The organism is Pseudoalteromonas rhizosphaerae, from assembly GCF_902498845.1.
Lineage (GTDB): Bacteria > Pseudomonadota > Gammaproteobacteria > Enterobacterales > Alteromonadaceae > Pseudoalteromonas > Pseudoalteromonas rhizosphaerae.
On record NZ_CABVLM010000009.1, the window covers coordinates 59604 to 82639 of the forward strand.

The 23036-nt window shown below is 40.6% G+C and carries 19 protein-coding genes; 10 read left to right on the forward strand and 9 right to left on the reverse strand.

Annotated elements, in window-relative coordinates; translation table 11 throughout:
- Positions 1-14: 14 nt before the first annotated feature.
- Together folE and folX are read left to right on the forward strand one after the other, a co-directional pair.
- Complete coding sequence (folE, locus tag PSR9079_RS14560; protein WP_145239988.1) at positions 15-569, forward strand: GTP cyclohydrolase I FolE; 555 nt, start codon at positions 15-17, stop codon at positions 567-569.
- Positions 570-573: 4 nt separating this feature from the next.
- Positions 574-933 (forward strand): dihydroneopterin triphosphate 2'-epimerase, encoded by a 360-nt coding sequence (gene folX / locus PSR9079_RS14565; protein ID WP_145239990.1) that lies wholly within the window; start codon positions 574-576, stop codon positions 931-933.
- On the opposite strand, the gene PSR9079_RS14570 is transcribed toward folX, so the two are convergent.
- From PSR9079_RS14570 to PSR9079_RS14590, 5 genes are all read right to left on the reverse strand, one after another.
- Positions 930-1364, reverse strand: a complete 435-nt coding sequence (locus PSR9079_RS14570; RefSeq protein ID WP_145239992.1) for a YqaA family protein — start codon at positions 1362-1364, stop codon at positions 930-932. The genes folX and PSR9079_RS14570 overlap by 4 nt on opposite strands.
- A 66-nt stretch (positions 1365-1430) precedes the next feature.
- On the reverse strand, positions 1431-1802 hold the full coding sequence (locus PSR9079_RS14575; protein WP_145239994.1) for a DUF4870 domain-containing protein: 372 nt from the start codon (positions 1800-1802) through the stop codon (positions 1431-1433).
- Between the two features lie 185 nt (positions 1803-1987).
- Positions 1988-4168, reverse strand: coding sequence for a S9 family peptidase (locus tag PSR9079_RS14580; protein ID WP_149982196.1), 2181 nt, complete (start codon positions 4166-4168; stop codon positions 1988-1990).
- Between the two features lie 168 nt (positions 4169-4336).
- On the reverse strand, positions 4337-8734 hold the full coding sequence (locus tag PSR9079_RS14585; RefSeq protein WP_149982197.1) for a S8 family serine peptidase: 4398 nt from the start codon (positions 8732-8734) through the stop codon (positions 4337-4339).
- Between the two features lie 204 nt (positions 8735-8938).
- Positions 8939-12994: a S8 family serine peptidase gene (locus PSR9079_RS14590; protein WP_149982198.1), complete on the reverse strand. Its 4056-nt coding sequence runs from the start codon at positions 12992-12994 to the stop codon at positions 8939-8941.
- 249 nt (positions 12995-13243) lie between these two features.
- Here PSR9079_RS14590 and PSR9079_RS14595 point away from each other — a divergent pair, with 249 nt between their 5' ends.
- A complete protein-coding gene (locus PSR9079_RS14595) occupies positions 13244-13714 on the forward strand; it encodes a DUF2721 domain-containing protein (RefSeq protein ID WP_145240002.1) in 471 nt (156 codons plus the stop codon).
- A gap of 125 nt (positions 13715-13839) precedes the next feature.
- Complete coding sequence (locus PSR9079_RS14600) at positions 13840-14292, forward strand: c-type cytochrome (RefSeq protein ID WP_149982199.1); 453 nt, start codon at positions 13840-13842, stop codon at positions 14290-14292.
- A gap of 68 nt (positions 14293-14360) precedes the next feature.
- Here PSR9079_RS14600 and PSR9079_RS14605 read toward each other — a convergent pair whose 3' ends face one another.
- Positions 14361-15017: a cytochrome b/b6 domain-containing protein gene (locus PSR9079_RS14605; RefSeq protein ID WP_149982200.1), complete on the reverse strand. Its 657-nt coding sequence runs from the start codon at positions 15015-15017 to the stop codon at positions 14361-14363.
- 123 nt (positions 15018-15140) lie between these two features.
- On the opposite strand from PSR9079_RS14605, the gene PSR9079_RS14610 reads away from it, so the two are divergent.
- Together PSR9079_RS14610 and PSR9079_RS14615 are read left to right on the forward strand one after the other, a co-directional pair.
- Positions 15141-15845, forward strand: coding sequence for an AzlC family ABC transporter permease (locus PSR9079_RS14610; RefSeq protein ID WP_149982201.1), 705 nt, complete (start codon positions 15141-15143; stop codon positions 15843-15845).
- Positions 15845-16144, forward strand: coding sequence for an AzlD domain-containing protein (locus PSR9079_RS14615; protein ID WP_149982202.1), 300 nt, complete (start codon positions 15845-15847; stop codon positions 16142-16144). The genes PSR9079_RS14610 and PSR9079_RS14615 overlap by 1 nt, the downstream gene beginning before the upstream one ends.
- A 27-nt stretch (positions 16145-16171) precedes the next feature.
- Here PSR9079_RS14615 and PSR9079_RS14620 read toward each other — a convergent pair whose 3' ends face one another.
- A complete protein-coding gene (locus PSR9079_RS14620; protein ID WP_149982203.1) occupies positions 16172-17326 on the reverse strand; it encodes an iron-containing alcohol dehydrogenase in 1155 nt (384 codons plus the stop codon).
- A 173-nt stretch (positions 17327-17499) separates the two neighbouring features.
- Between PSR9079_RS14620 and PSR9079_RS14625 the strand changes: the two genes are divergently transcribed.
- Together PSR9079_RS14625 and PSR9079_RS14630 are read left to right on the forward strand one after the other, a co-directional pair.
- A complete protein-coding gene (locus PSR9079_RS14625) occupies positions 17500-18372 on the forward strand; it encodes a LysR family transcriptional regulator (protein WP_149982204.1) in 873 nt (290 codons plus the stop codon).
- Positions 18373-18467: 95 nt separating this feature from the next.
- A complete protein-coding gene (locus tag PSR9079_RS14630; RefSeq protein ID WP_145240017.1) occupies positions 18468-18959 on the forward strand; it encodes a glutathione peroxidase in 492 nt (163 codons plus the stop codon).
- 49 nt (positions 18960-19008) lie between these two features.
- Here the strand turns inward: PSR9079_RS14630 and PSR9079_RS14635 are convergent, their stop codons facing one another.
- On the reverse strand, positions 19009-19197 hold the full coding sequence (locus tag PSR9079_RS14635; RefSeq protein ID WP_145240019.1) for a PA3496 family putative envelope integrity protein: 189 nt from the start codon (positions 19195-19197) through the stop codon (positions 19009-19011).
- 407 nt (positions 19198-19604) lie between these two features.
- Here PSR9079_RS14635 and PSR9079_RS14640 point away from each other — a divergent pair, with 407 nt between their 5' ends.
- Complete coding sequence (locus tag PSR9079_RS14640) at positions 19605-20402, forward strand: YggN family protein (RefSeq protein ID WP_145240021.1); 798 nt, start codon at positions 19605-19607, stop codon at positions 20400-20402.
- 83 nt (positions 20403-20485) lie between these two features.
- On the opposite strand, the gene PSR9079_RS14645 is transcribed toward PSR9079_RS14640, so the two are convergent.
- Positions 20486-21928 (reverse strand): aminotransferase-like domain-containing protein, encoded by a 1443-nt coding sequence (locus PSR9079_RS14645; RefSeq protein ID WP_149982205.1) that lies wholly within the window; start codon positions 21926-21928, stop codon positions 20486-20488.
- Between the two features lie 116 nt (positions 21929-22044).
- Between PSR9079_RS14645 and PSR9079_RS14650 the strand changes: the two genes are divergently transcribed.
- Positions 22045-22980 (forward strand): DMT family transporter, encoded by a 936-nt coding sequence (locus tag PSR9079_RS14650; RefSeq protein ID WP_149982206.1) that lies wholly within the window; start codon positions 22045-22047, stop codon positions 22978-22980.
- Positions 22981-23036: the final 56 nt, after the last annotated feature.

The window sequence follows — 23036 nt, forward strand, 5'->3', positions numbered from 1 at the left end:
TAATCGAGAAATTTATGCACGATCAATTAAAAAATAGTTACCACGAAATTATTACTGCTGTAGGTGAAGATCCACAACGTGAAGGCCTATTAGACACGCCAAAACGCGCCGCCAAAGCGATGGAATATTTGACCAAAGGCTATCGTCAAACATTAGAAGAAATTACCAATAATGCGGTATTTACTTCTGATGCAGATGACATGGTTTTAATTCAAGATATAGAGCTTTATTCGATGTGTGAACATCATTTATTACCATTTGTAGGGCGCTGTCATATTGCTTATATTCCTAACGGCAAAGTGCTGGGTTTATCGAAATTTGCGCGTATTGTTGATATGTTTGCACGCCGCTTTCAAATTCAAGAACAACTGACTCATCAAATCGCTAAAGCGGTTGAAGAAGTCACCGGTGCAAAAGGCGTTGGTGTAATAGTGGAAGCAAAACATATGTGTATGATGATGCGTGGGGTTGAAAAACAAAACTCAAGTATGCGTACGTCGGTAATGCTAGGTAACTTCAGAGCCGATCCAAAAACCCGCAATGAGTTTTTACAACTTGTAAAAGGCTAATCCTATGGCCAATGCAATTATCCATGTAACTAACTTACGACTGCGCACTTTTATTGGCTTTAATCCCGATGAACGTGAGAAGAAGCAGGATGTAGTGATCAATTTAGAAATTCACTATCCTGCTGAGCAAGCCTGTGAAACGGATCAAGTTGAACAAGCACTTAATTATAAAGTGATCACCAAAGAAGTGATTAGTATTGTTGAGCAAGGTCACTTTTTATTGCTTGAAAAACTAGTGGCAGAAATACTCAGTGTTTGCCATAGCCATAGCAGCGTGAATTATGCAAAAGTGCGAGTTGATAAACCTCACGCTTTGCGTTTTGCAGATTCAGTATCGCTAACACTCGATTGGAGTAAAGCTTAAAGCAACTTATCCAGCCCAACGGCAAAGGCTAGTACAAGCAAGTAACGTGCGCCTTTGCCAAGGGTAACCAGCCATAAAAATGTCCACCAGCGCACTTTAAAAATGCCTCCTACAACTGTTAGCGGATCACCAATAATTGGTAGCCATGCCAACAACAGACTATAAACACCATACTTTTCAAAGCGCTCTGCAGCCTTATCGATACTTGCCTGCGACACGGGAAACCATTTCCGATCCTTAAAACGTATGACTTGCGTGCCTAACCAGTAATTAACGCAACTACCTAGTACGTTACCAACTGTGGCACTGAGCCATAACAACCAAAGTAAATATTCTCCTTTGGTCACCATTGCTGTGAGTACCACTTCTGATGAGCTTGGCAATAATGTTGCCGAAATAAACGCAGTAAAGAACAGAGTTAAATAAGCCATCTAAGCCTTTATTAATACATATAAAAAACCCAGCATTTGCTGGGTTTAATAAAAATGAAGAGTAGTTTATTTTATCAATTGTAAGCTAAATGGGTAGTTAAACTCTTTACCGTCATTAGTTTTGATTGCGCCAATCACTACCATAATAAACGAGAAAATAGCGACTATAGGTAATAGAATTACTCCGATAACTGCAAACATCAAAATCAAACACACTATATATGCTATGAACATAGTGATTTGAAAGTTAAGCGATTTACGCCCATGTTCAGCCACTAATGGCATTTCATCTTTTTTTATTAACCAGACAATCAGCGGACCGATGATACTACCCATAGGTATAATAAATCCGGCTAATGCGCTTAAATGACATAACATCGCCCACATACGCTCATCTTTACTCGTTATAACTGGTTCAACCTGTTGATTATCTTCCATTACCATCTCCTTATTTCGTTAATACCTATATGCTGACCTTTTTCAGTCTTAATGTCTAGATTTTAATCAGCGTCGTCGATACTGCTAAGCTCGAGCAAGTGTGCAAAACCACAACACTTAATTTAGACAAAAAATTAAGGCGTAACCTAAGTCACGCCTTAATTGTAAAACACTAAAATCAGTTATTACTTTTTAATACCAGCTAGATCTAAGATAAATGCATAATTTAGAGCTGTATCTTGAAGGCTTTTAAAACGCCCAGATGCGCCGCCATGGCCTGCTTCCATATCAATTTTAAACAGTAGTTTATTATCATCGGTTTTAAACTCACGTAATTTTGCAACCCATTTTGCTGGTTCAAAATATTGCACTTGAGAATCATGCAAACCTGTGGTGACCAACATATTTGGATACGCTTGTTTACTCACTTGATCGTACGGTGAGTAAGACAGCATATAATCATAATATAGTTTGTCATTTGGGTTGCCCCACTCGCCGTACTCGTTGGTTGTTAATGGTAAGCTCGCATCTAACATAGTGGTCACTACATCAACAAATGGCACAGCCGCAACCATCCCCTGATAAAGCTCTGGTGCTTGGTTTGCCACGGCGCCCATTAATAAGCCGCCCGCACTGCCGCCCATCGCGAATATTTTATCTTGCGCACCATACTGCTGGGTAACTAAGCCTTTGGTTACATCAACAAAGTCATTAAAAGTATTCTTTTTATTGAGTAGCTTGCCATCTTCATACCAAGGACGACCGAGCATCTGCGAGCCACGAATATGCGCGATAGCAAATACAAAGCCTCGATCAAGTAAACTCAAACGGCTACTAGAAAAACTTGGATCCATGGTTGCCCCATACGACCCATAGCCATATTGTAACAATGGATTAGTGCCATCTTTTTTGAATTTATCTTTGCGATAAACTAAACTCACCGGTACTTTTACGCCATCTCGCGCAGTAATAAATAGTCGCTCCGATGCATAATTATCGGCATTAAAATCACCGATCACTTGTTGCTGTTTTAACAGTGTTTTCGTTGTGCTATTCAAATCGATATCATACGATGAACCAGGCGTCGTCATACTGGCATAATATACTCGTAAGCTTTCGCTATCTAATTCATTATTACCATATGTTCTGACCATATAACTGCTGTCATTAAAGCTCAGCTGCTGTTCATCACCCGACTTTAAGTTGCGTATCGTTAAACGAGATTGCCCCATTTCACGCTCTTTATACACTAAATGATCAGTGAACAAATCGATGCCTTCAAGCTTAATATCATCACGCGCGGCGATCAGTGTTTGCCAATTCGCTTTGTCGTGCGCTTTATCTTTATCCACCGTCATTAGCTGAAAGTTTACTGCGTTAAGGTTCGTGACTATGTAATAAGTATCACCGAGTTTAGCAATATCATATTCTAGGTTTTCTTCACGTTCAATTAAGCGCTTTGGCTGCGCCTTGACGTCATTAGCATCAATTACCGACACACCTGAAGCGTTAGTACTGCCATGCCAAATATAAATTTCTTGTTTGTCTTTACTCTTACCAAGGCCAGTGTAATAACTTGTGTTAGTCTCTTCGTACACTAACTCATCTTGTGCTTGTGGCGTACCTAAGGTATGGCGATAAACCTGATAACCTAACAATGTCTGTAAGTCTTTTTTAATGTAATAAAAAGTTTTATTATCATTCGCCCAGACGATATCACCATCGGTCCCTTCGAGCTTATCTTCTAGTAATTTACCGGTCTTTAAATCTTTCACTAAAATAGAGTAGATTCGTCGACTTACCGTGTCTTCACCATATGCTAATAAGTGACCATTTGGGCTGACAGATAAACCTGTTGCTGCGAAATAGTCATGGCCTTTTGCCAACTCATTTACATCTAATATAACGTGTTGATCAGTGCCCTTATCATCGCTACTGCGAACATAAGTCGGGTATTCATTATCCCCTCGCGTTTGCGATGAATAATAATAATCGCCACTTTTAGTTGGCACGGAGTCATCATCTTTTTGAATGCGCCCTTTTAACTCTTCAAACAAAGTAGTTTGTAACGCTTTAGTATGCTTTAGCATCGCATCAGTATAGGTATTTTCTGCATTAAGGTGTGCTATGACAGCTGCATCTTTTCGTGCATCGTCACGCATCCAATAGTAATTATCGGTGCGCGTATCACCATGAATAGTCATTTCGAAAGGGATCTTATTGGCTACCGGTGCAGTTACATTAACCACTGCAGCTTCACTCTGTACAGCCTCGGATTTTATATTATTTTGTTCTGGGGCTTTATTACAGCCCGCTAAAATAGCTAACGACAAAGCCGCTAACGCAAATGATTGACGTGTTTTCATAGTATTCCCTAGAGTTATTATTATTCCACTACTAGCAATATATCTAACTAACTGTTGATTACCTATATTAGTTTGTAAAGCAATGTAAAAAGGGAGCCTAAGCTCCCTTTGTTTGATTAACTTTGCTCGTTAGTCACTGATAATTAAAATGACTAACTAAACAATTAATTACTTTTGTTTACGGCGGCGCATAAATGCAAATGGTGCAATAAGCAATGTTAACCATGCTAGTGAACCGCTATCACCGTCATTATTATCGTCATCTTTGCCCACAATATTCTTTACTCGTATTTCAACATCAACAGCTTTAGAGTTATTACCCGCACTATCAACAGCGATAACACTAAATGTAAAGTTACGCTCATATTCATAATCAATACTACCTGCAACAACAATTTCACCCGCAGCATTAACAGTGACTAAGTCAGTGCCTGACACAATAAACTTAGTAACAGGACTTACATCAGCATCTGGATCACTAAAGTTGAGTTTACCAATCACAGTGCCAAGCGCTGTATTTTCATCAACACTAAAGCGTTGATTATCAGCAATAACTGGCGTGTTTTCTAATGCGTCTTGCGCTACAGTGATTGTTACTTCAACAGCTGCAGATTGATTACCAGCACTATCCGTTGCGCTAACCATCAGCTTTATCTCAGGTGTTGCATCATAATCAACGTCACCCGCCACTGTGATTTGGCCAAGTTCATCAATTGCAATACCGTTATGACCTGCAACTGTGTAGCTTACAATTGGTGTTACTGCTGTATCTGGATCAATAGCACGTATTTGACCAATCACAGTGCCTACCACAGCATTTTCTTGCACTTTAAAAGTTTGCCCGGCTTCGATAATTGGCGCAACTTCTGCTCCTTCATCAGCGACATTTAACACGTTAATCGTCACAATTTCAGCAGCTGACTGATGACCATCTTCATCAATTGCGACTATCTCTAACGTAATAGTACTTTGCTCTTCAAAATTAAGTAGTTGAGCAACGGTTAGCATCCCCGTATTATCAATCGTGATTGCATCACTTCCCGCTACAGTAAACATAGTGATTGAACTGTTATCTGGATCTGTGAAAGCTAATTGAGCAAATGCGGTAGCTACTGGGGTGTTTTCTGCAACAGAGAATACTTGGCCAGAATTTATAATTGGGGTTACTTCGCTCGCTTCATCTGCAACATTGGTAATGTTAATAGTAATAACAGCTGGCTCTGATGTATTTCCCAAAGTATCGATGGCAACAACGACTAGTTCAGCGATGTGCTTACCAACTTCAAAATCAACTAACTCGCTGTTTGATACAAGAATTTGCCCTTTATTATCAACACTAAAGCCTTGATGAGTTTGCGATTGCACATAAAACTCAGCAATCGCTAAATCTCTATCTGATTCCACAACACTCAAGGTGCCAACGAGATGGCCGTTTTCCGCATTTTCAACAACATCAAATGATGCATTTGCAAGCTTAGGAGCCTGCGTTGTTGGTAACACTAAGTCTTCAGCAGTCACTAATTTCAGTACATCTTGTAATGACGATGCTGTAAAAGCAAATGGCGCACTAGCATTCACAATCGCTTTTTCACCTGGCGCAAGTTGATTTACGACTGTATCACTGCCATCCACCGCAGTTAAACTCACTGACGCTGAAGAACTAAAGGTCGTAGCGCCAACTAGACTATCTGTTTCAAAGTACACGCCGCCACCATAAGATGGATAGCCTACAGATGCCTTAATATTTAACGGATCACCTAAATTATCACGTGTTAACCCCAGTGTGCTGCTACATACCGAGAAGGTAATGGTATCTGCACCAGCTGATTGATATAACGGTGTCAAAAACCGAAGCGTTTCTGCGCCAGTGTCATCGATAGTACCAATAACAGTACGTGAACGCCCTGGCGAAGTCGTTTTACGACCTCGGTCATTGTAGTTCTGCATAAGGAAGTCATAGGCACCATCGTTGTTGGTGTCTATATCTAAACGATAACCTGCTTGGAATACATGAGTGATCTCATCACGTAACTGAATCGATGCTGTAACTAATACACCAGATTCACACCCTTCAGCTGCTATTGCATTGAATGTCGTTGCAAGAATATTGAACGGTGCCTCTGCTGCTGACTTAACTTTACCAGTTGCAACAATATTTTCTGTCATTGTTGAAACTGTTGTTGCCCCGGTATTCTCAACGATAAGTTGCATCTCATTACCAACCACTTCCGGAGCAATACTTAATTCACTAGCCGCTTTTGGTAGCGCATGATAAACAACATGTAGCGCATCATCTGAATCAGTATCATCCACATCGTCAAACACTAAGGCGCCGTCAAACTCTGCGAGCGTTAATGCGGCGCTTCGTGCAGCTACCGACTCGGCATCAAATGGGTTTTCCAGTTTCCACTCGTGCAATTTACTAGGATCAACCGTTAGCGTTACATCAAACTCTGTAGTTTGACCTGCGGGAATTGTTACGCTGGCTGGAATATCCCAACTGATTGCACCGCTGTTTTTATCATTTGCGTAACGTGCTTCAGTCCGTAATTTGTAGGTTTTTTCTTGTGTCGAGAAATTTTTCACGGTGACTGTTTTGCTGATTGACCTAACGCCAGTAAAATTTTCTAAGCCAAACGATAATGCCGCTTGTTTAGTTTTAAACTCGGTATTATCAACCCATGCTGCAACAGGCAGATTAACCGCTTTTTCAACGTTAACTAAACCAGCACCAATCATACTAATTGGTGCTAATTCAGAATCTGGATTTGTGCTAAGCGGCTCATTAGTCACATTTAGATCTGCCGTATTCATTAATGTTGCTTTAATTTCAAAGGCATTACGCTGTGGGTGTGCTGCGCGTACTAACGCAACCGCACCGGCAGTAATCGGTCCTGAAAAGGATGTACCTGAAGCTGGAGCTAGTTGATCTTGCGTACCAGTTGCTGCAACCATAATGCTTGTACCTGGCGCTGTGATTTCAGGTTTTAATAAACCATCCATTGATGGACCGCGCGATGAAAAGGTTGCCACAGCACCTGATGTTACTTTACGCTCAACAACTAAGCTATATGCAGCCTTGCCTGATGCTTTAAGCTCCGCTTTTATCGCTGCCCCGGCAGCATAAGTAATGCCAATATTTGGGATAGTAACCGTGGCATCAAATCCACCCATTGAAGCAGGAGTACCGTCATCTTCGTTATTTGCAATAAATACAAACGATGCGCCGCGCTGTTGTGCATGCAGTACTTTTTTCGTGAAATTACATTCACCACGATCTATAAGCACCGCTTTATTATTAAAATCGGTGTCTTCTGAAAATGCTTCACAGCCATTTTGATTTGCGGTTGGGTAAACAAGTTCAGCATCGGTATCTGCCATAGCAAATGCGGTTTGCGGACCAAAACCTGAAACTTGAAAAACAACCTCTTCTCCAAGCACTGTACCTGAAGCAATCCCAATATCTAATGTTGGATGCGTCATTGCACCAACTGCAAGTGCGTTTGGCGTGGTACTTGGTCCCCCAATACGAAAAGGATGATCGCCATCATTGCCTGCTGAGATAACAACATTTACACCTAAATCAACCGCTTTTTGAATTAAGTATTGAGTACCTCCGTCAGTTTCAGTGCCACCAAACTCGCCACCTAAAGACATATTAATAACATCTACGCGGTCAGAGATATCGCCATCACCATTAGGATCCATTGCCGCTTCTAATGCTGATGCTTGTGCTGCACTTGGACAACCACCACCACACACTGAGTACACATATAACTCTACTTCAGGAGCAATTCCAGTGACAGAGTGAGAAACAGACGTACCATGACTGGTCGGTTCATCAACATCGGGGATCACGACTACAGGATCATGTTCAATTGGATCAGCATCGTCACGAATAAAGTCGTAGCCACCATGTACGATGCCTTGCGGCCAAGCTACAGAAGTAGGATCAGCTTGAGCTGCGTCATACGCCTCTACGGTACCAGCACCACCAAAAACGTTGTGCGTGTAGTCAACACCTGTATCCAGTACCGCTACCGTTTGACCTTTACCTGTTACAACCCCATTTGCAACCAATGGTGAAGCTTTTAAATAATCTGCAGATGCGGCGACATGTAATTCATAATCATACATTGGCAGCACTTTCTCAACTCGGTAGTCACGGGCAATTTTTTCTAACGCCTCAGGACTTGCTTGTACAATCAAAGTAGGCGCCAGCACTTTAGTTTGGCCAATTACTTTTGTACCAAAATCTAGACTACTTAGTTCAATTGTCACTGCACTTTGCACTTGCTCAATTTGTGCAATGGTTGCACGGCTGTCACCTATTTGATAAATACCTTGCGCCATTAGATCGGCAGCGGTTGTCGCTCTTAGCACAATCATATGAGCTGATGGTAACTGTTCTTTAACTTCGGTTTCATTAAATGTAGCTGTAGAGAAATTATTGAGAGCGGTAATACTGTGTGCTGCTTGCACTGTTTGTGCATTTACCGATGCCGCCATTAGTGCTGATGATACTGCAATTGATAAGGCTGTTTTTGTTATTAACTTGTTAGACATAAATTCCTCTGATGAGATTATTGTTATTAAATGTCCCCAAAAAGAAACATTAAGTCCCGAATACTACACCAGCAAGAAACAAAAAAACAACATTGAAACAAAAAATGTAACCATTTTAGGTAATAACAATAAATTTAAAACAAAAAAAATACCGCCCAATGGCGGTATTTTAACTAAAGCTATATGCCTTTAGAGGCTATATTACTACTTTTGTTTACGGCGACGCATAAATGCAAACGGTGCTACAAGCAGCGTTAACCACGCTAGCGAACCAGAGCTATCATTGTCGTCATCATCGTTCGCACGTAGATTGTTAACGTCAATCTCAACACTTACCGCTTTCGATACATAACCTTTGCTATCTTCAGCTTGAACACTGAAAACAATCTCTTTATCAAACTCATAGTCAATTTCACCCATAGTCACAATTGAACCATCTAACTGAACACTAACTAATGTTGTTCCAGATACAATAAAACGAGTAATTGGCGAAATATCCATATCAGGGTCTGAGAATACCAATTGACCCAACACGGTACCAATGGCAACATTTTCATCAGTTCTGAATTTTTGACCACCCTCAATGACTGGGGCATGAGATTTAGGATCGGCGGTTACATTCAACATAACTTGCACAACCTCAGACTCTAAGCCGCTGTCATCCATTACTGTTACATCAAGAGTCATAGTTGGAGTTGCATAATAACTTAGGCTGCCAGTGACAACTAGCTCACCCTTATTATTAATACTAATTAAGTTTGTGTTTGCAACCGTACCACCAGTAACCATTGTTGCCGCACTTTCAAACAAACTATGATCAAGCATGCCAATCACTGTACCTTCGGCTGCGGATTCAATAATACTGAAATTTTGCCCTTTTGCTACAACTGGTAACTCATCTGCATCATTGGTAATCGTTACTTTAATATCGGCTGCTGCAGATTCAGTACCAAGTAAATCAGTCGCCTTCACTGTTAAAATGATTTCTTTAATGTCAGACTCAAAATCCAACATACTCGTATCTTCAACCATGATATCGCCAGTTTCAGCATCAATCATTAAGCCTGGAGCAGACATACTCACAACAGTAAAGTTTGTTATACGTAGTGCTGGAGTATCTTCAAAACTAAGTCTACCAATAGTAATACCATCAAGTGCAGTTTCATTAATTGTAAACTCTTCTACAACGAGATTAGGCACAGCTGGAACAGCCGGAACACCAGTTACTGAATTAGTATATACATCTGTCCCTGTAGCTGAGGTCAATGCGAAATTACCATCAGCTCTAATTACAGCCTTCTGACCTGGAGCAAGTTCAGATAATTTAGTTTCAGCGTCTTCTGTCGATTCCAAAGTAACCACAGGATTACCTGTAAACACAGTAGAACCAACTACACTATCGGTTTCAGAGAACACACCGGCTTGATAATTTGGATAACCAACTGAAGCTGCAATGTTAATTGTGCTGCCCAGCATATTTGCATCTAAGCCTAACAAATTACTACATCCAGAGAAGGTCACTGTATCTTCACCAGCAGCATGATACATCGGTGTACCCCACTGCCACACATCCTCACCTGCGGCATCGATTTCACCAATTAATGTACGGCTGCGCCCAGGTATTGCTGCATCACGGCCAACATCATTAATATTCATCATAAAGTGATCATAAACACCATCATTATCAATATCGAGATTCATACGAACACCGATTTGACGCATGTGGGTAATTTCATCTCGTAATTGAATTGAAGATGTAATGAACACACCTGACTCACATGTCTCAGACGTATAAGCAGCAAATGTAGTTGAGAGAATATCAAAGTCAGCGTCGCGGTTCTCTTCACTTGTAGCAACCACTGATTCTGCAGTTGGTAATATCGTAGTCGCCCCCACATTGGTTACAACCAACTCACCAACACCATTAACTTCTTCATATGAAAAAGCTAATTCAGCACCGGCTTTAGGTATCGCATGGTAAACAATGTGCAAGTCATGATCTGTGTCGGCTGTTGAAGTATCATCAAATACCAGCGCACCATCAAACTCAGCCATAGTCAGTGACGGACTACGAGCTGCTAGATCCTCTTGGCTAAATGGGTTTTCTAACGTCCACTTATGCAGTTTAGATGGATCAACTGTCATGGTTACATCGAATGTTGTTACCGTATTTGCCGCAACAGTTACGCTCCGTGGAATATCAAAACTAACAGCACCAGTATCCACATCATTCATATAACGCTCTTCAATACGAAGGTCATATGTTTTGTCTGCATCAGAGAAATTTTTCAACGTCACTGTTTTTGTAAAGCTGGTTGTTTCTGTCATGCGTTCTAAACCGAACGATAGCGCCGCTTGTTTAGTTTTGAATGTTTCATCTTCAACCCATGCCGCAACAGGTAAGTTAACAGCTTTGTCAACATTTACTAAGCCTGCACCGATAGAACTAATTGGTGCAAGTGGAGAATCTGGGTTAGTACTAATCGGCTCTACGGTTACATTTAAGTCAGCCGCATTCATGATTGTCGCTTTAATTTCAAGTGCAGTACGATCTGGATGCGCTTCACGAACTAATGCAACAGCACCAGCAGTGATCGGACCTGAAAATGAAGTACCTGTTGCGGGTGCTAATTGATCTTGTGTACCAGTTGCCGCTACCATGATATCAGTACCTGGCGCTGTAATTTCAGGTTTTAGTAAACCATCCATTGATGGACCACGAGATGAGAACGATGCAACTGCACCCGCTAGCACTTTACGTTCAATCGTTATGCTATATGTTGGCATTTCACCGGCTGTTAAAGCAGCTTTCATTGCTGCCCCTGCAGCAAAATTAATACCGACATTAGGAATTGTTACTGCTGCATCAAAGCCACCCATTGGCGCAGGCGTACCATCATCAACATTATTTGCTACAAATACAAACTTAGCACCACGATCTTGAGCGCTTAATACTTTTTGAGTGAAATTACAGGCACCACGGTCAATAATTACCGCTTTGCCAGTAAAGTCAGTTTCAGCAGAAAATGCCACGCAGCCATTTTGGTTTTCTTCAGGGTAAACAACTTCAGCATCGGCATCTGTCATTACAAACGCAGTTTGTGGACCAAAACCTGACGGCTGAATTGTGGTCTCTGCACCTTCAACTGTGCCAGATGCAACGCCAACATCATTTGCAGGATGCGTCATCGCGCCAACAGAGAGTGCATTTGGCGTCGTAGAAGGACCGCCAATGCGGAATGGGTTATCACCATCATTACCAGCAGAAATAACAACGTTCACACCTGCATCTACGGCTTGCTGAATTAAAAACTGCGTACCACCACCGATGTATGTGTCACCAAACTCTCCACCTAAAGACATATTGATTACATCAACTCGGTCTTCTGAATCACCATCACCATTTGGATCCATAGCGGCTTCTAATGCCGAAACCTGTGCTGCACTTGGACAACCACCGCCACACACTGAATACACGTATAGCTCCACCGCTGGTGCAATACCAGTGACAGAGTGAGATACAGATGTACCATGGCTAGTTGCTGCATCTTCTTCTGTTGGAGTAGCTGGATCATTTTCAATTGGATCAGCATCATCACGCATGAAGTCATAACCACCCATAACTTGACCTTGTGGCCAAGTCACTGCAGTTGGATCTGCTTGAGCTGCTTCATAAGCTTCAACAGTTCCTTCACCACCAAAAATTTTGTGAGTATAATCAATACCTGTATCTAGTACTGCAACAGTTTGCGTTGCACCTGTTACTGTACCATTTGTTACTAATGGTGACGCTTTGATGTAGTCAGCAGTTGCTGCAACATGAAGGTCGTAATCAAACATAGGTAAAACACGCTCTACACGCGAGTCTTTTGCAATTCTATCTAGTGCACCTTGGCTTGCTTGAACAATTAAAGTCGGCGCCAAAATTTTAGTTGAACCAAGTACTTTTACATTGCTATCAAGGGTAAATAGCTTATCTTGAACTTGGCTTTGTAACGTTGCAACTTGATTATAGCTCTGACGAGCATCAGAAACATTGTAGACCCCCTGCTCCATCATATCAGCTGCTGTTTTTGTCTTTAAAACAACAAGATATGCTGATGGTTGATTTTTATTTACAATATCGGTCTGTGATACTGGCGTGTAGCTGGTATGCTTAAGTACGCTGTTATTTATTGTATTTGCATTTACAGCGCCGGTAACTAAGATACTTGTTACAGCGGTTGCAACCGCTGTTCTTTTTATTAGATCCTTAGACATGATTTCCCCTGGGATATGTTATGTATTATTGTATTTATTGATGATCATAAATTAAGTGCGAGACTAATATAGAACTTCAACACCAAAAATAACAACAACTCGATTACATTAAAATTACAAAGGCAAATAGAAAACCGAAAAAAATAACACTAAACATCTGTTTTTAATGTTTAAAAACTGAAAAGTGCAAATGTAAATGTTTGTAAACAAATAGAACTAAAGCACACCAATATACCTAAAAGGGAACCAATGAACTCTGATGTTATAAATATTTTAACAATGGCAAAAGTAATCCAAACAGCCGTTGCGCCGGTTTTTTTAATTACTGGTATTGCTGCTACGCTGGGCGTTTTATCTAATCGCTTAGCTCGAATTACCGACCGTGCTCGTCAACTTGAACGAAAATTAAAGGTAAGTACCGATGAAGAGTTTAATTCATCGCTAACAACCGAGCTACGAGCACTGCTGAAACGCTCTCGCTGTATCCATATTGCTTTTAGTTTAAGTGTATTAAGTGCGGTACTTGTTTGCGCCGTGGTCATGCTGTTATTTTTGTCTCATATTCAATCAGTTAATTTAGGTGTTTCCATCGGCAGTTGTTTTGTTGGCGCAATGGCACTACTTATTTGTGCATTTATGTCATTACTGGGTGAAGTATTTTTAGCAACCCGTAGTATGCGCAGAGGAATGATCTTTGCTGACATTGATATAAATAATTAAGGCATGATCTTAGTTTTATAATTCAATAACAGTTCAGTTTAACCGCAATATACTTGAATAATCTGACTTGCTGATATACAACAGCTGCTATACAAGCAATGAATTACATATAAGGGGCAAAAGGAATGAAGTTAAAGCAATTATTTTTAGGTGCAACACTTTGTGCACTAACATTTGGTGCAACAGCAAACTCTGTATTTGAAGAGCCTAGTGACGCCATTGAGTACCGCCAAGCGGCGTTTTCAATGATCCGTGTCCAAATTGGTGATATGGGTGACATGCTAAAGGGCAAAGTACCTTTTGATGCTGAGCGTTTTAAGCACCGTGCAAATAATGCCGCTGCATTATCAAAAATGCCATGGGAAGCATTCGTTGCAGGCAGTGACAAAGGCGAAACATCTGCATTACCTGCTATTTGGAGCGATAACGAAACCTTTATGAAAAAAGCGGTAGCATTCCAACAATATGCTGATGAACTAGCCGTTGCCGCGCAAACAGGTGATAAAAAAGTAATTGCTAAAGCATTTGGCCCATGGGCTAAAGGCTGTAAAGATTGCCACACATCATTTAAAGACTAATCTTTAATGCGATCATCTTAAAACTAAAACGGCGCTTAATTAGCGCCGTTTTTGATCTGTTGAACCGTTTAACTAAACAAGTAAGCCACAGGTTCTGCGCCCCATGTCATCAGTAATGCCGCAAATACAACGACAAAAATAATTATCGCAGTCCACGGTGATTTTGTTAGCTCTTCATTACTATCATTATTTTTTTCAGCGGCATAGCCCGTAACCATTGCTTTGACTAAATTTTTGCCTTTAATGCGATAAATTACAATTGCCACAATATGGAGAATAATCGCGTACAACAATAAATCAAAGTTTTTATGATGCACCCAGCCGGCCCATTCAACTACATTACTTGATACATACTGCACTAATGGGCCATCTGTCAAAATGTCATCGGTGGTCATTAAGCCGCTTACTAACTGCGCCAGTAATAAAATAAAAAATGCCAACACCATGTAGCTGCCCGCTGCGCCATGGCCTGGTTTATTATCTGTTTGTTTAAATGATTTTAGTGCTGCGCTAGGTGAATGAAACAATGCACTTAACTTAGCTGTTTTGCTACCAATCAAGCCCCAAATAAGGCGTGTTACTAGTAGCGCTAAGGTGAAAAAGCCAGCCACAAAGTGTAATTCCATCATGCCTTCTTCAGCACTAAAATACAGCGCCGCAATTGCAATAACTAACAACCAATGGAAACTGCGAATAAACCCATCCCATACTTTAATTTTGTGCATGCTTAACCTCTTTTGCGTAAAAGCTTATTATTTCAAACTTTTGTTAATTTAGCATCTTTGCTGTTCAGGGTTAATTGATCTATGGCAGACTAAGGGCATTAATTACCGTAATGAATAATATTAATGACACTTAGCACCAAACGCGCACTCCTAAAAGGCTTTTTAGATATGCTACCACTGTGTTTAGCAGTGATCCCTTGGGGGATTTTATGTGGTTCACTGGCAATACAAAATGGCTTTAGCGCATTTGAAACCCAAGCTATGTCATTATTAGTGTTTGCCGGTTCCGCCCAACTAGTAGCTATAGAGCTAATGGCTGGCAATACGCCTTTATTAACTATTTTATTCACCACCTTCATAATTAGCTCACGACACTTTTTATACGGCTTAGCGGTGCGTCATAAAGTGATTGATCAGCCGCTGCGTTGGCGCTTACCGGTAAGCTTTGTACTCACTGATGAGCTGTTTGCGTTTTCCCATCACCGCAAAGCTTATCGAAATAAAACTCGCTTGATCTACGCGCTCAGTGCCGGCTTTAGCTTTTATATTACTTGGAACTTGTGGACATTAATTGGCATCGTAGCGGGCAGTCTGCTACCTGATCTCACTAATTTAGGCTTAGACTTTGCTATTGCTGCAACTTTTATTGCATTAGTAATTCCAGGTATTAAAAATCTCGCTACATTGGCAACGGTTGTAAGCGCTGGTGTTGTCGCTACCGTTTTAAAAAGTCAGGGGTTTGAACTATGGTTAGTAGCTGCGGCACTATCGGCAATGACTATCGGTTACCTTATTAGCCGTATCCAAGATAAATTGGAGCATAACTGATGATGAGCACTATTTTACTTATGGCGTGTATTACCTTTTTTACCCGTTACTTATTTTTACATCGTGACCTACCATTTAAAGTTGGCCCGAAAATGCAGCAGTTTTTAAGTTTTAGCGCACCGGCGGTACTTACCGCGATTTGGGTACCTATTGTGTTTGTAACAGACGAGGGGATAAATTTAGATTGGCAAAACCCATACCTCAGTGCGGCAATAGCAGCCATTATTGTCGCGTATAAAACGCACAACATTTACTACACAACACTGGTTGGTATGGGTTTATTTTTGATATTAAATTAGCACATTAGTTATGCGCTAAAAGTAGCTTTAAACGCTGGCTAACAAAATAGCACGGCTTTTATCTAGAGTGACCTGACCACGTTCGCCAATAGCCGTCATACCGTGGCGTTCAAGTTGCTCAACAATTTTATCAGCGACTTCTTCGCCTAAGTTATAATCACTTAAACGCGTTGGCATATTCACACTGTGAAAAAACGCTTCAGTTGCATTAATTGCTTGTTCAATTGCTGCATCTTCATCACTGATATCTAATCCTAAAACGCGTTCTGCGTACTGTAAGATTTTACCGCGCTTAGTTTCTGTTTGCTCAGCCATCATACGAGGTAATACAATCGCAAGCGTTTGCGCGTGATCAAGGCCATACATCGCAGTCATTTCATGGCCCAACATATGAGTTGACCAATCTTGTGGTACACCCGCTCCAATTAAGCCGTTTAATGCCATCGTTGCTGACCACATAATATTTGCACGTACTTGATAGTTATCAGGCTCACTGAACGCTTTTGGGCCCTCTTCGATTAAGGTCATTAAAATACCTTCAGCGAAACGGTCTTGCAGCTTAGCACCTACATCGTAGGTTAAATACTGCTCCATAGTATGCACAAATGCATCAACAATACCGTTCGCTACTTGGCGCTCAGGCAATGAAAAAGTCACTGCAGGGTCGAGTACGGCAAATTTTGGCAATACAAATGGACTAGCAAATGCAAGTTTTTCGTGAGTGTCAAGATTTGAAACAACACTATTGCCGTTTGACTCAGAGCCCGTTGCTGGTAACGTTAATACCACACCAAGAGCAATAGCAGATTTAATCTCGCCACCTTTTGATAAAATATCCCATGGCTCGCCGTCATAATTAGCTGCTGCGGCAATAAATTTACTACCATCAGCGACTGAACCACCACCAACTGCAAGAATGTAATCAACTTGCTTTTCTTTAACCAAAGCAACGGCTTTCATACATGTTTGATAACTTGGGTTAGGCTCAATACCGGCAAACTCAAACCACGTATGTTCACTTAACGCATCGACGACTTGATCATAGACGCCATTACTTTTAATACTGCCGCCACCATAAGTAACTAATACTTTTGCGTCTGCAGGGATCTCATTTTTAATTAAAGCGATTTGTTGTTCGCCGAAATGAATTTTGGTTGGGTTTGCAAAACTGAAATTTAACATGCTTGCTCCATTGCTTAGAGATGCTCATTATTTAGTGTGAGCTAAAATTTGGTGACCATCTAATTGTAGGGATTTAAGCATTAATTTAAAGACTAAGCTCAGAGAATCACTTTTGCACAGCTGCAACAATAGATGGTATAAACTATAATTACTTAATATTTGAGAACTAAATTATGTGGCATGGCCTTGATGAATTTTTACATGTGGTTGAACATGGCAGCTTTACCAAAGCAGCCAAAGTCATGGAAGTATCAACTTCACATATTAGCCGCCAAGTACAGCAACTTGAAAACCGCTTAGGCTCATTGCTATTTCAACGTACTACCCGAAAAATAAGCCTCACCGATGCCGGCCGCGAATATGCCGTAAAGCTCAAAGCAATTAAACAAGAGCTAATTGATGCTAATAATCAACTGCAAGGTGAGCAACGTAAACCCAAAGGGATCATTAGAATTTCTGGTGCTGGTGAATTTGTTGCATGTCATGTAGCACCTAAAATTGTTGAGTTTGTAAAACGCTACCCTGAGGTTGAAGTAGATATGGACTTCAACAATCGTAATGTCGACTTAGTTGAAGAAGGTTTTGATTTAGCGATCCGTTTTGGCCGCATGCAAGACTCTAACTTAATTGCACGACCACTTAGCCCGCGAATCATGACTCTCGTTGCCAGTCCAGAATATTTAGCACATCACCCAACCCCAACTACGCCTCAACAATTAACCGCTCATAATTGCTTAATTGCCATGGGGAAACGTTGGCGATTTAATTTTGCCGGCGATATTAAAGAGGTAAAAGTTGCCGGCAACTGGCGCAGTAACCATCCGCGCGCACTATTATCTGCGACATTAGCAGGCTTAGGCATTGCCCATTTAGCCACTGATATTGTTGATAAGTATATTGAAAACGGGCAACTAATTACCTTACTTGATGAGTTTCAGGTAACAGACAATGCCTCTTGGTTAGTGTATCCACGTAAAGATTTAATGCCGTACAGAGTGCGATTATTGATTGAACATTTACTCACAAGCTTTAATCATGCAAGTTAAAATAAAATGGTCTATGCAATGTGATGATAATTTAAGCTGTATGTCTGTCACAACTCAGGATAGAATTTAACAAACAACAATAACAAGAGAGCAACATGAACGACTTCTATCAACTTTCAGCCAGCAATCTGCAAGGCCAAAGCATTGATTTTTCAGATTTCGCAGGCAAAGTTGTGTTAATTGTCAACACTGCCAGTAAATGTGGCTTCACTCCACAGTACGAAGGTTTACAACAATTACATGCAAAATACGCTGATCAAGGGTTAGTAATTATTGGTTTTCCGTGCAATCAATTCGGCAAACAAGAGCCTGGCGGCGCAAAAGAAATAGCGCAAGGTTGTTTAATTAACTACGGTGTTGATTTTGTGATGATGAGCAAAATTGATGTTAATGGCGAAAATGCCCACCCCGTATTCAGGCATTTAAAATCAGCCTTACCTGGTTTTTTAACCCGCAAAATAAAATGGAATTTCACTAAGTTTTTAGTTGGCCGCGACGGCGAGGCAATTAAACGCTTTGCACCATTTACTAAACCGCAGCAAATCGAAGGTGCTATTATCAAAGCCCTTAAAAGCAGTAATATCTAAACTCTAAAAGCAATAAAGAGGCAAATTGCCTCTTTATTTAAATTATCTCTTAGTCGTTTAAATACTCATCTAAGTCATCATCGCCCAAGTTTTTACGCAAGCGTTTTTGCTCAAGGTAGTCTTCCAACTTTTTCTTAACCTTTTGCTTATTCTTGTCGTGTTGATTACGCCCGACCATTTCGTACTCGTCTTCAACAAAATCGTCATCTAGCGCATCGTAACTAAATGTCTTACCCACAACCCACTCCATAAAGTGTTTGAGACCAATTAAGGATTTTTTATCACTATCATTGGTAAATTAAAAATGTTCAGCACTATTTCATCGTATGAAAAAGCACCAAAATAAAGCCATAACGCAATTCTAAAATAGTGTTATGTCGATATTGTGAATAAATAGCGCTAAATTTGAGTTCTGGAAAGTGAGAGTTTTTTATCGAAACGATAAGTATCTTTTATGCATTAATGCAAATTAGTCAAAATGACTAAAAAATGGCTTTTTTATAACATTTAACTGCAATTAAAAAAGGGCAAAAAACAATTAACCCATTGTTTTTAAATGCCAATAATTATTGGCATTAAACTTGATAAGTATTAAATACGTTAAATGCGTACTGGTCATAATCAACAAATTAGCAGGAAATAAAAATGAAAAAATTACTATTAATAAGTTCTTTATTCATTGCCACAGGGGCAATGGCACACAATGACAATGAGACGAATATTTCTTTTAGCGGCGACACATGTGACGTTGAATTTAAAAATGATGTGCGCATTAAGCCAAATGAATTAGAAATTTTTACAGCTGATAACCACACTATGACTTTTATAAATAGTGGCGAGTTAATGATTGATGGCCAAACTTTGACACTCAACAGTCAACAACACCAAGCGATCAGTAATTATTCAGACAGTCTGCGTAGCCAATTACCAGAAGTCGCGAACATTGCTCTTGAAGGCGTTAAAATTGCCGGGGTCGCCATTGAAGAAGTCGCCAATGCATTTAATATCGATGGCCTAGATAGCATTAATGAATTAATGGCTGATATTCAGGTAGAAGTACAAAACACCTTTTACCAACAAGGCGCTTTTGTAATGGGCCAACAAAGCTTTAGCCAATTTGGCGAAAACTTTGAAAGCCAATTTGATGAGCAAATAGAAAGCGCTGTACAAGCTGCGATGATGCAATCGATGGGTAGTATTTTAATGGCTGTAGGTTCAGAACTAATGGGCTCTGGTGGCGATATGCAAGCCTTTGAACAACGCATGGAAAATATGGGAGCTGAAATTGAAGCCAAAGTTGAGCAACAAGCTAACCAACTTGAAAAACGCGCTGATGCACTGTGCGGTAATTTTTCAACCATTGCTGATCAAGAGCAACAATTAGTTAAACTAGTTCCAGAATTGAAAGACTACCAATTATTTAGTTATAAACAAAATAACTAACTTGAACTCAGGTTCTAAACGCTAAAAGTTTGATATCCCTTTAGCAGCACTCTTTTTTAAAGGTGCTGCTTTTTTATGCCATGCTATTTCTTCGCTAAATGCACTAACTCACCTAGCTTTATAATAGCTTGTTCAATTTTTTCACCCCATGGCAAACCATAACTTAATCGAATACAACTGCGATATTTATTAGTGGCTGAAAAAATATAGCCCGGAGTAATGCTAATGCCACTTTCTAATGCCAGTTGAAATAGTTTTACACTATCGTAAGCCGCACCTAAATCAATCCAGATCACACATCCGCCTTGCGGATCGCTGATCCTAGCGGTACTCGGAAAGGCCTGTTGTAAACACCAGATCATTCGTTCTTTATTAGAACGTAGACGCTGTCGCAGTAGTTTTATATTACGATCATAATCACCACTGACTATAAATTCATATAACGTCCATTGATTGATCAGTGAAGTAGAACAACTCAATGCACGCTTATAGCGACGCGCTTTGGCAGCAAACTTTCCGGCAATCAACCAGCCAACACGATAACTCGGCGCCGCAGTTTTAGAAAACGAAGCACAGGTTAATACCAACCCTTTTGTTGAGTAAGCCTGAGCGGGTGTACCACGCTGCGGGGTAAAATGTAAATCACCATACACATCATCTTCAATTAGCACCACATCTTGAGATTCCAATAACTCTACTAATTGTTTACGCTTATGATCAGGCATAAAACTACCCACAGGATTATTGATCGAAGTAGAGAACACACAAGCTTTAATATCGTGCTCATGTAAAGCCTGGCTCAGATCATCAAGCCAGATCCCATCATCAGGACACAGCGGGATCTCGAGCGCCTTGAGGCCCAGGCTTTCGATCAATTCAATGATACCAAAATAACAAGGTGACTCGATCGCCACCACATCACCTACTTTAGTGACACATTTTAGCGCGATCGCCAGTGCTTCCTGTGCACCGTTGGTGATCACAAGTTCTTGCGAGTCAACACCAATGCCAAAATCTAAATAACGATGGATTAACTGCTTTTTCAATGGTGCAAAACCATCCATCGCACCATAATTTATGGCGCGACTGCCGGCAATCGACATAACCCGGCGCATCGTACGACCTAGCATTTTATCAGTTGGAGCGGCAGCAACAGGATTAGCAATGCCAAACGGTACGACATCGGCTTGATGAATTGCATCATACACTTGCTCAATTAATACCTGCATGTTGACCGAAACTGGCTCACGATTGAGTTTAACCCGCTTTGGCCGTGCTAACTGGGTGTGTGCCGTTTTTAAAAAATAGCCTGACTTTTCTCGTGCTTCAACCAAACCTTGTGCCTCAAGTGATTGGTAAGCCAATTTCACCGTCGGAATACTGACATTCAGCTTAGTGGCCATTTTACGTAATGAGGGGAGTTTTTCGCCTGGTAATAGTGTCCCCTGCTTACTCAGCTCACGCACCAGCTGCATTACTTGCTGATATAAAAAGTCATGGTTGGTTTTGCTGATCACCAGCGACATAGTAGACACCTTAAAGCCGTACAATCTGTATAGGTTGCATTTATAGTTTTCTGTGTATGTTAAGTATACAGAAGTATCTTAAAATAAACACTTAATCGACATAATGGACCAAGGCCATGAAAAGTATCGTGCTTTATGCACTAACCGTTTTAATTTGGGGCTCTACCTGGCTCGCAATCGAATTTCAACTTGGCGATATCGCCGTTGAAGTTTCACTATTTTATCGCTTTAGTTTGGCTGCAATTCTAATGTGGGTATGGGTGAATATTAAAAAATTACCGATGAATTATAGTCGTCGCGATCATGGCTTTTTCGTATTACTAGCACTGTGTAACTTTGGCCTTAATTACTTAGTACTTTACTGGGCACAACATTATTTAACGTCAGCCATGGCATCAATCGCCTTTTCAATGTTGTTATTAATGAACATTGTAAATACCCGATTATTTTTTGGTAAACCCATCGCTAAACGTATTTATACGGGTGCATTGATAGGGGTATTAGGCATCATCAGTCTGTTTTGGCCACAATTACAGCAGTTCGACTTGAGTAATGGGGCGTTGGTCGGTTTGCTACTTGCCTTAGCTGGCACCTTTGTGGCTTCATTAGGGAATATGGTCAGCGTGCGTAACTCTCAACAACGTATTGGCGTCATGCAGGGCAATGCATGGGGCATGTTATACAGCGCTATTGGTTTATTTGTATATGTAATCATCAGCGGTGCCGATTTTAGCCTGTCGGCCCCAGCAAGCTACTGGTATTCATTAGTTTATTTATCGGTGTTTGGGACGGTTATTGCATTTGCATGTTACTTTGCACTACTAAAAAATATCGGCCCAGAACGTGCCAGCTATGTGATTGTGTTATTTCCATTAGTTGCAGTGACTTTAAGTACATTATTTGAAGGTTTTAGTTGGCAAGCCAATACGTTTATCGGCTTTAGTTTAGTACTGCTTGGTAATGCTATTGTACTGACTCCAACAAAAAGAATTAAAGCGTTTATTGAGTCTAATAAAGCATCATTTGCTAATAAACGCTCCATCCCCAGTTAGAATGCGTATATACGCAACTAACGCCAAAAGCGCCTACTTGTTAGGCGCTTTTTTAT

Bases quoted from the DNA above. Each gene is read 5' to 3' on its own strand.
- PSR9079_RS14625 (WP_149982204.1), top strand. From the start codon at position 17,500: ATGTGGCATGGCCTTGATGAATTTTTACATGTGGTTGAACATGGCAGC.
- PSR9079_RS14600 (WP_149982199.1), top strand. From the start codon at position 13,840: ATGAAGTTAAAGCAATTATTTTTAGGTGCAACACTTTGTGCACTAACA.
- PSR9079_RS14570 (WP_145239992.1), bottom strand. From the start codon at position 1,364: ATGGCTTATTTAACTCTGTTCTTTACTGCGTTTATTTCGGCAACATTA.
- PSR9079_RS14595 (WP_145240002.1), top strand. From the start codon at position 13,244: ATGAACTCTGATGTTATAAATATTTTAACAATGGCAAAAGTAATCCAA.
- folX (WP_145239990.1), top strand. From the start codon at position 574: ATGGCCAATGCAATTATCCATGTAACTAACTTACGACTGCGCACTTTT.
- PSR9079_RS14605 (WP_149982200.1), bottom strand. From the start codon at position 15,017: ATGCACAAAATTAAAGTATGGGATGGGTTTATTCGCAGTTTCCATTGG.
- PSR9079_RS14645 (WP_149982205.1), bottom strand. From the start codon at position 21,928: ATGTCGCTGGTGATCAGCAAAACCAACCATGACTTTTTATATCAGCAA.
- PSR9079_RS14610 (WP_149982201.1), top strand. From the start codon at position 15,141: ATGACACTTAGCACCAAACGCGCACTCCTAAAAGGCTTTTTAGATATG.
- PSR9079_RS14575 (WP_145239994.1), bottom strand. From the start codon at position 1,802: ATGGAAGATAATCAACAGGTTGAACCAGTTATAACGAGTAAAGATGAG.
- PSR9079_RS14630 (WP_145240017.1), top strand. From the start codon at position 18,468: ATGAACGACTTCTATCAACTTTCAGCCAGCAATCTGCAAGGCCAAAGC.
- PSR9079_RS14620 (WP_149982203.1), bottom strand. From the start codon at position 17,326: ATGTTAAATTTCAGTTTTGCAAACCCAACCAAAATTCATTTCGGCGAA.
- PSR9079_RS14590 (WP_149982198.1), bottom strand. From the start codon at position 12,994: ATGTCTAAGGATCTAATAAAAAGAACAGCGGTTGCAACCGCTGTAACA.
- PSR9079_RS14615 (WP_149982202.1), top strand. From the start codon at position 15,845: ATGATGAGCACTATTTTACTTATGGCGTGTATTACCTTTTTTACCCGT.
- PSR9079_RS14640 (WP_145240021.1), top strand. From the start codon at position 19,605: ATGAAAAAATTACTATTAATAAGTTCTTTATTCATTGCCACAGGGGCA.
- PSR9079_RS14580 (WP_149982196.1), bottom strand. From the start codon at position 4,168: ATGAAAACACGTCAATCATTTGCGTTAGCGGCTTTGTCGTTAGCTATT.
- folE (WP_145239988.1), top strand. From the start codon at position 15: ATGCACGATCAATTAAAAAATAGTTACCACGAAATTATTACTGCTGTA.
- PSR9079_RS14585 (WP_149982197.1), bottom strand. From the start codon at position 8,734: ATGTCTAACAAGTTAATAACAAAAACAGCCTTATCAATTGCAGTATCA.
- PSR9079_RS14650 (WP_149982206.1), top strand. From the start codon at position 22,045: ATGAAAAGTATCGTGCTTTATGCACTAACCGTTTTAATTTGGGGCTCT.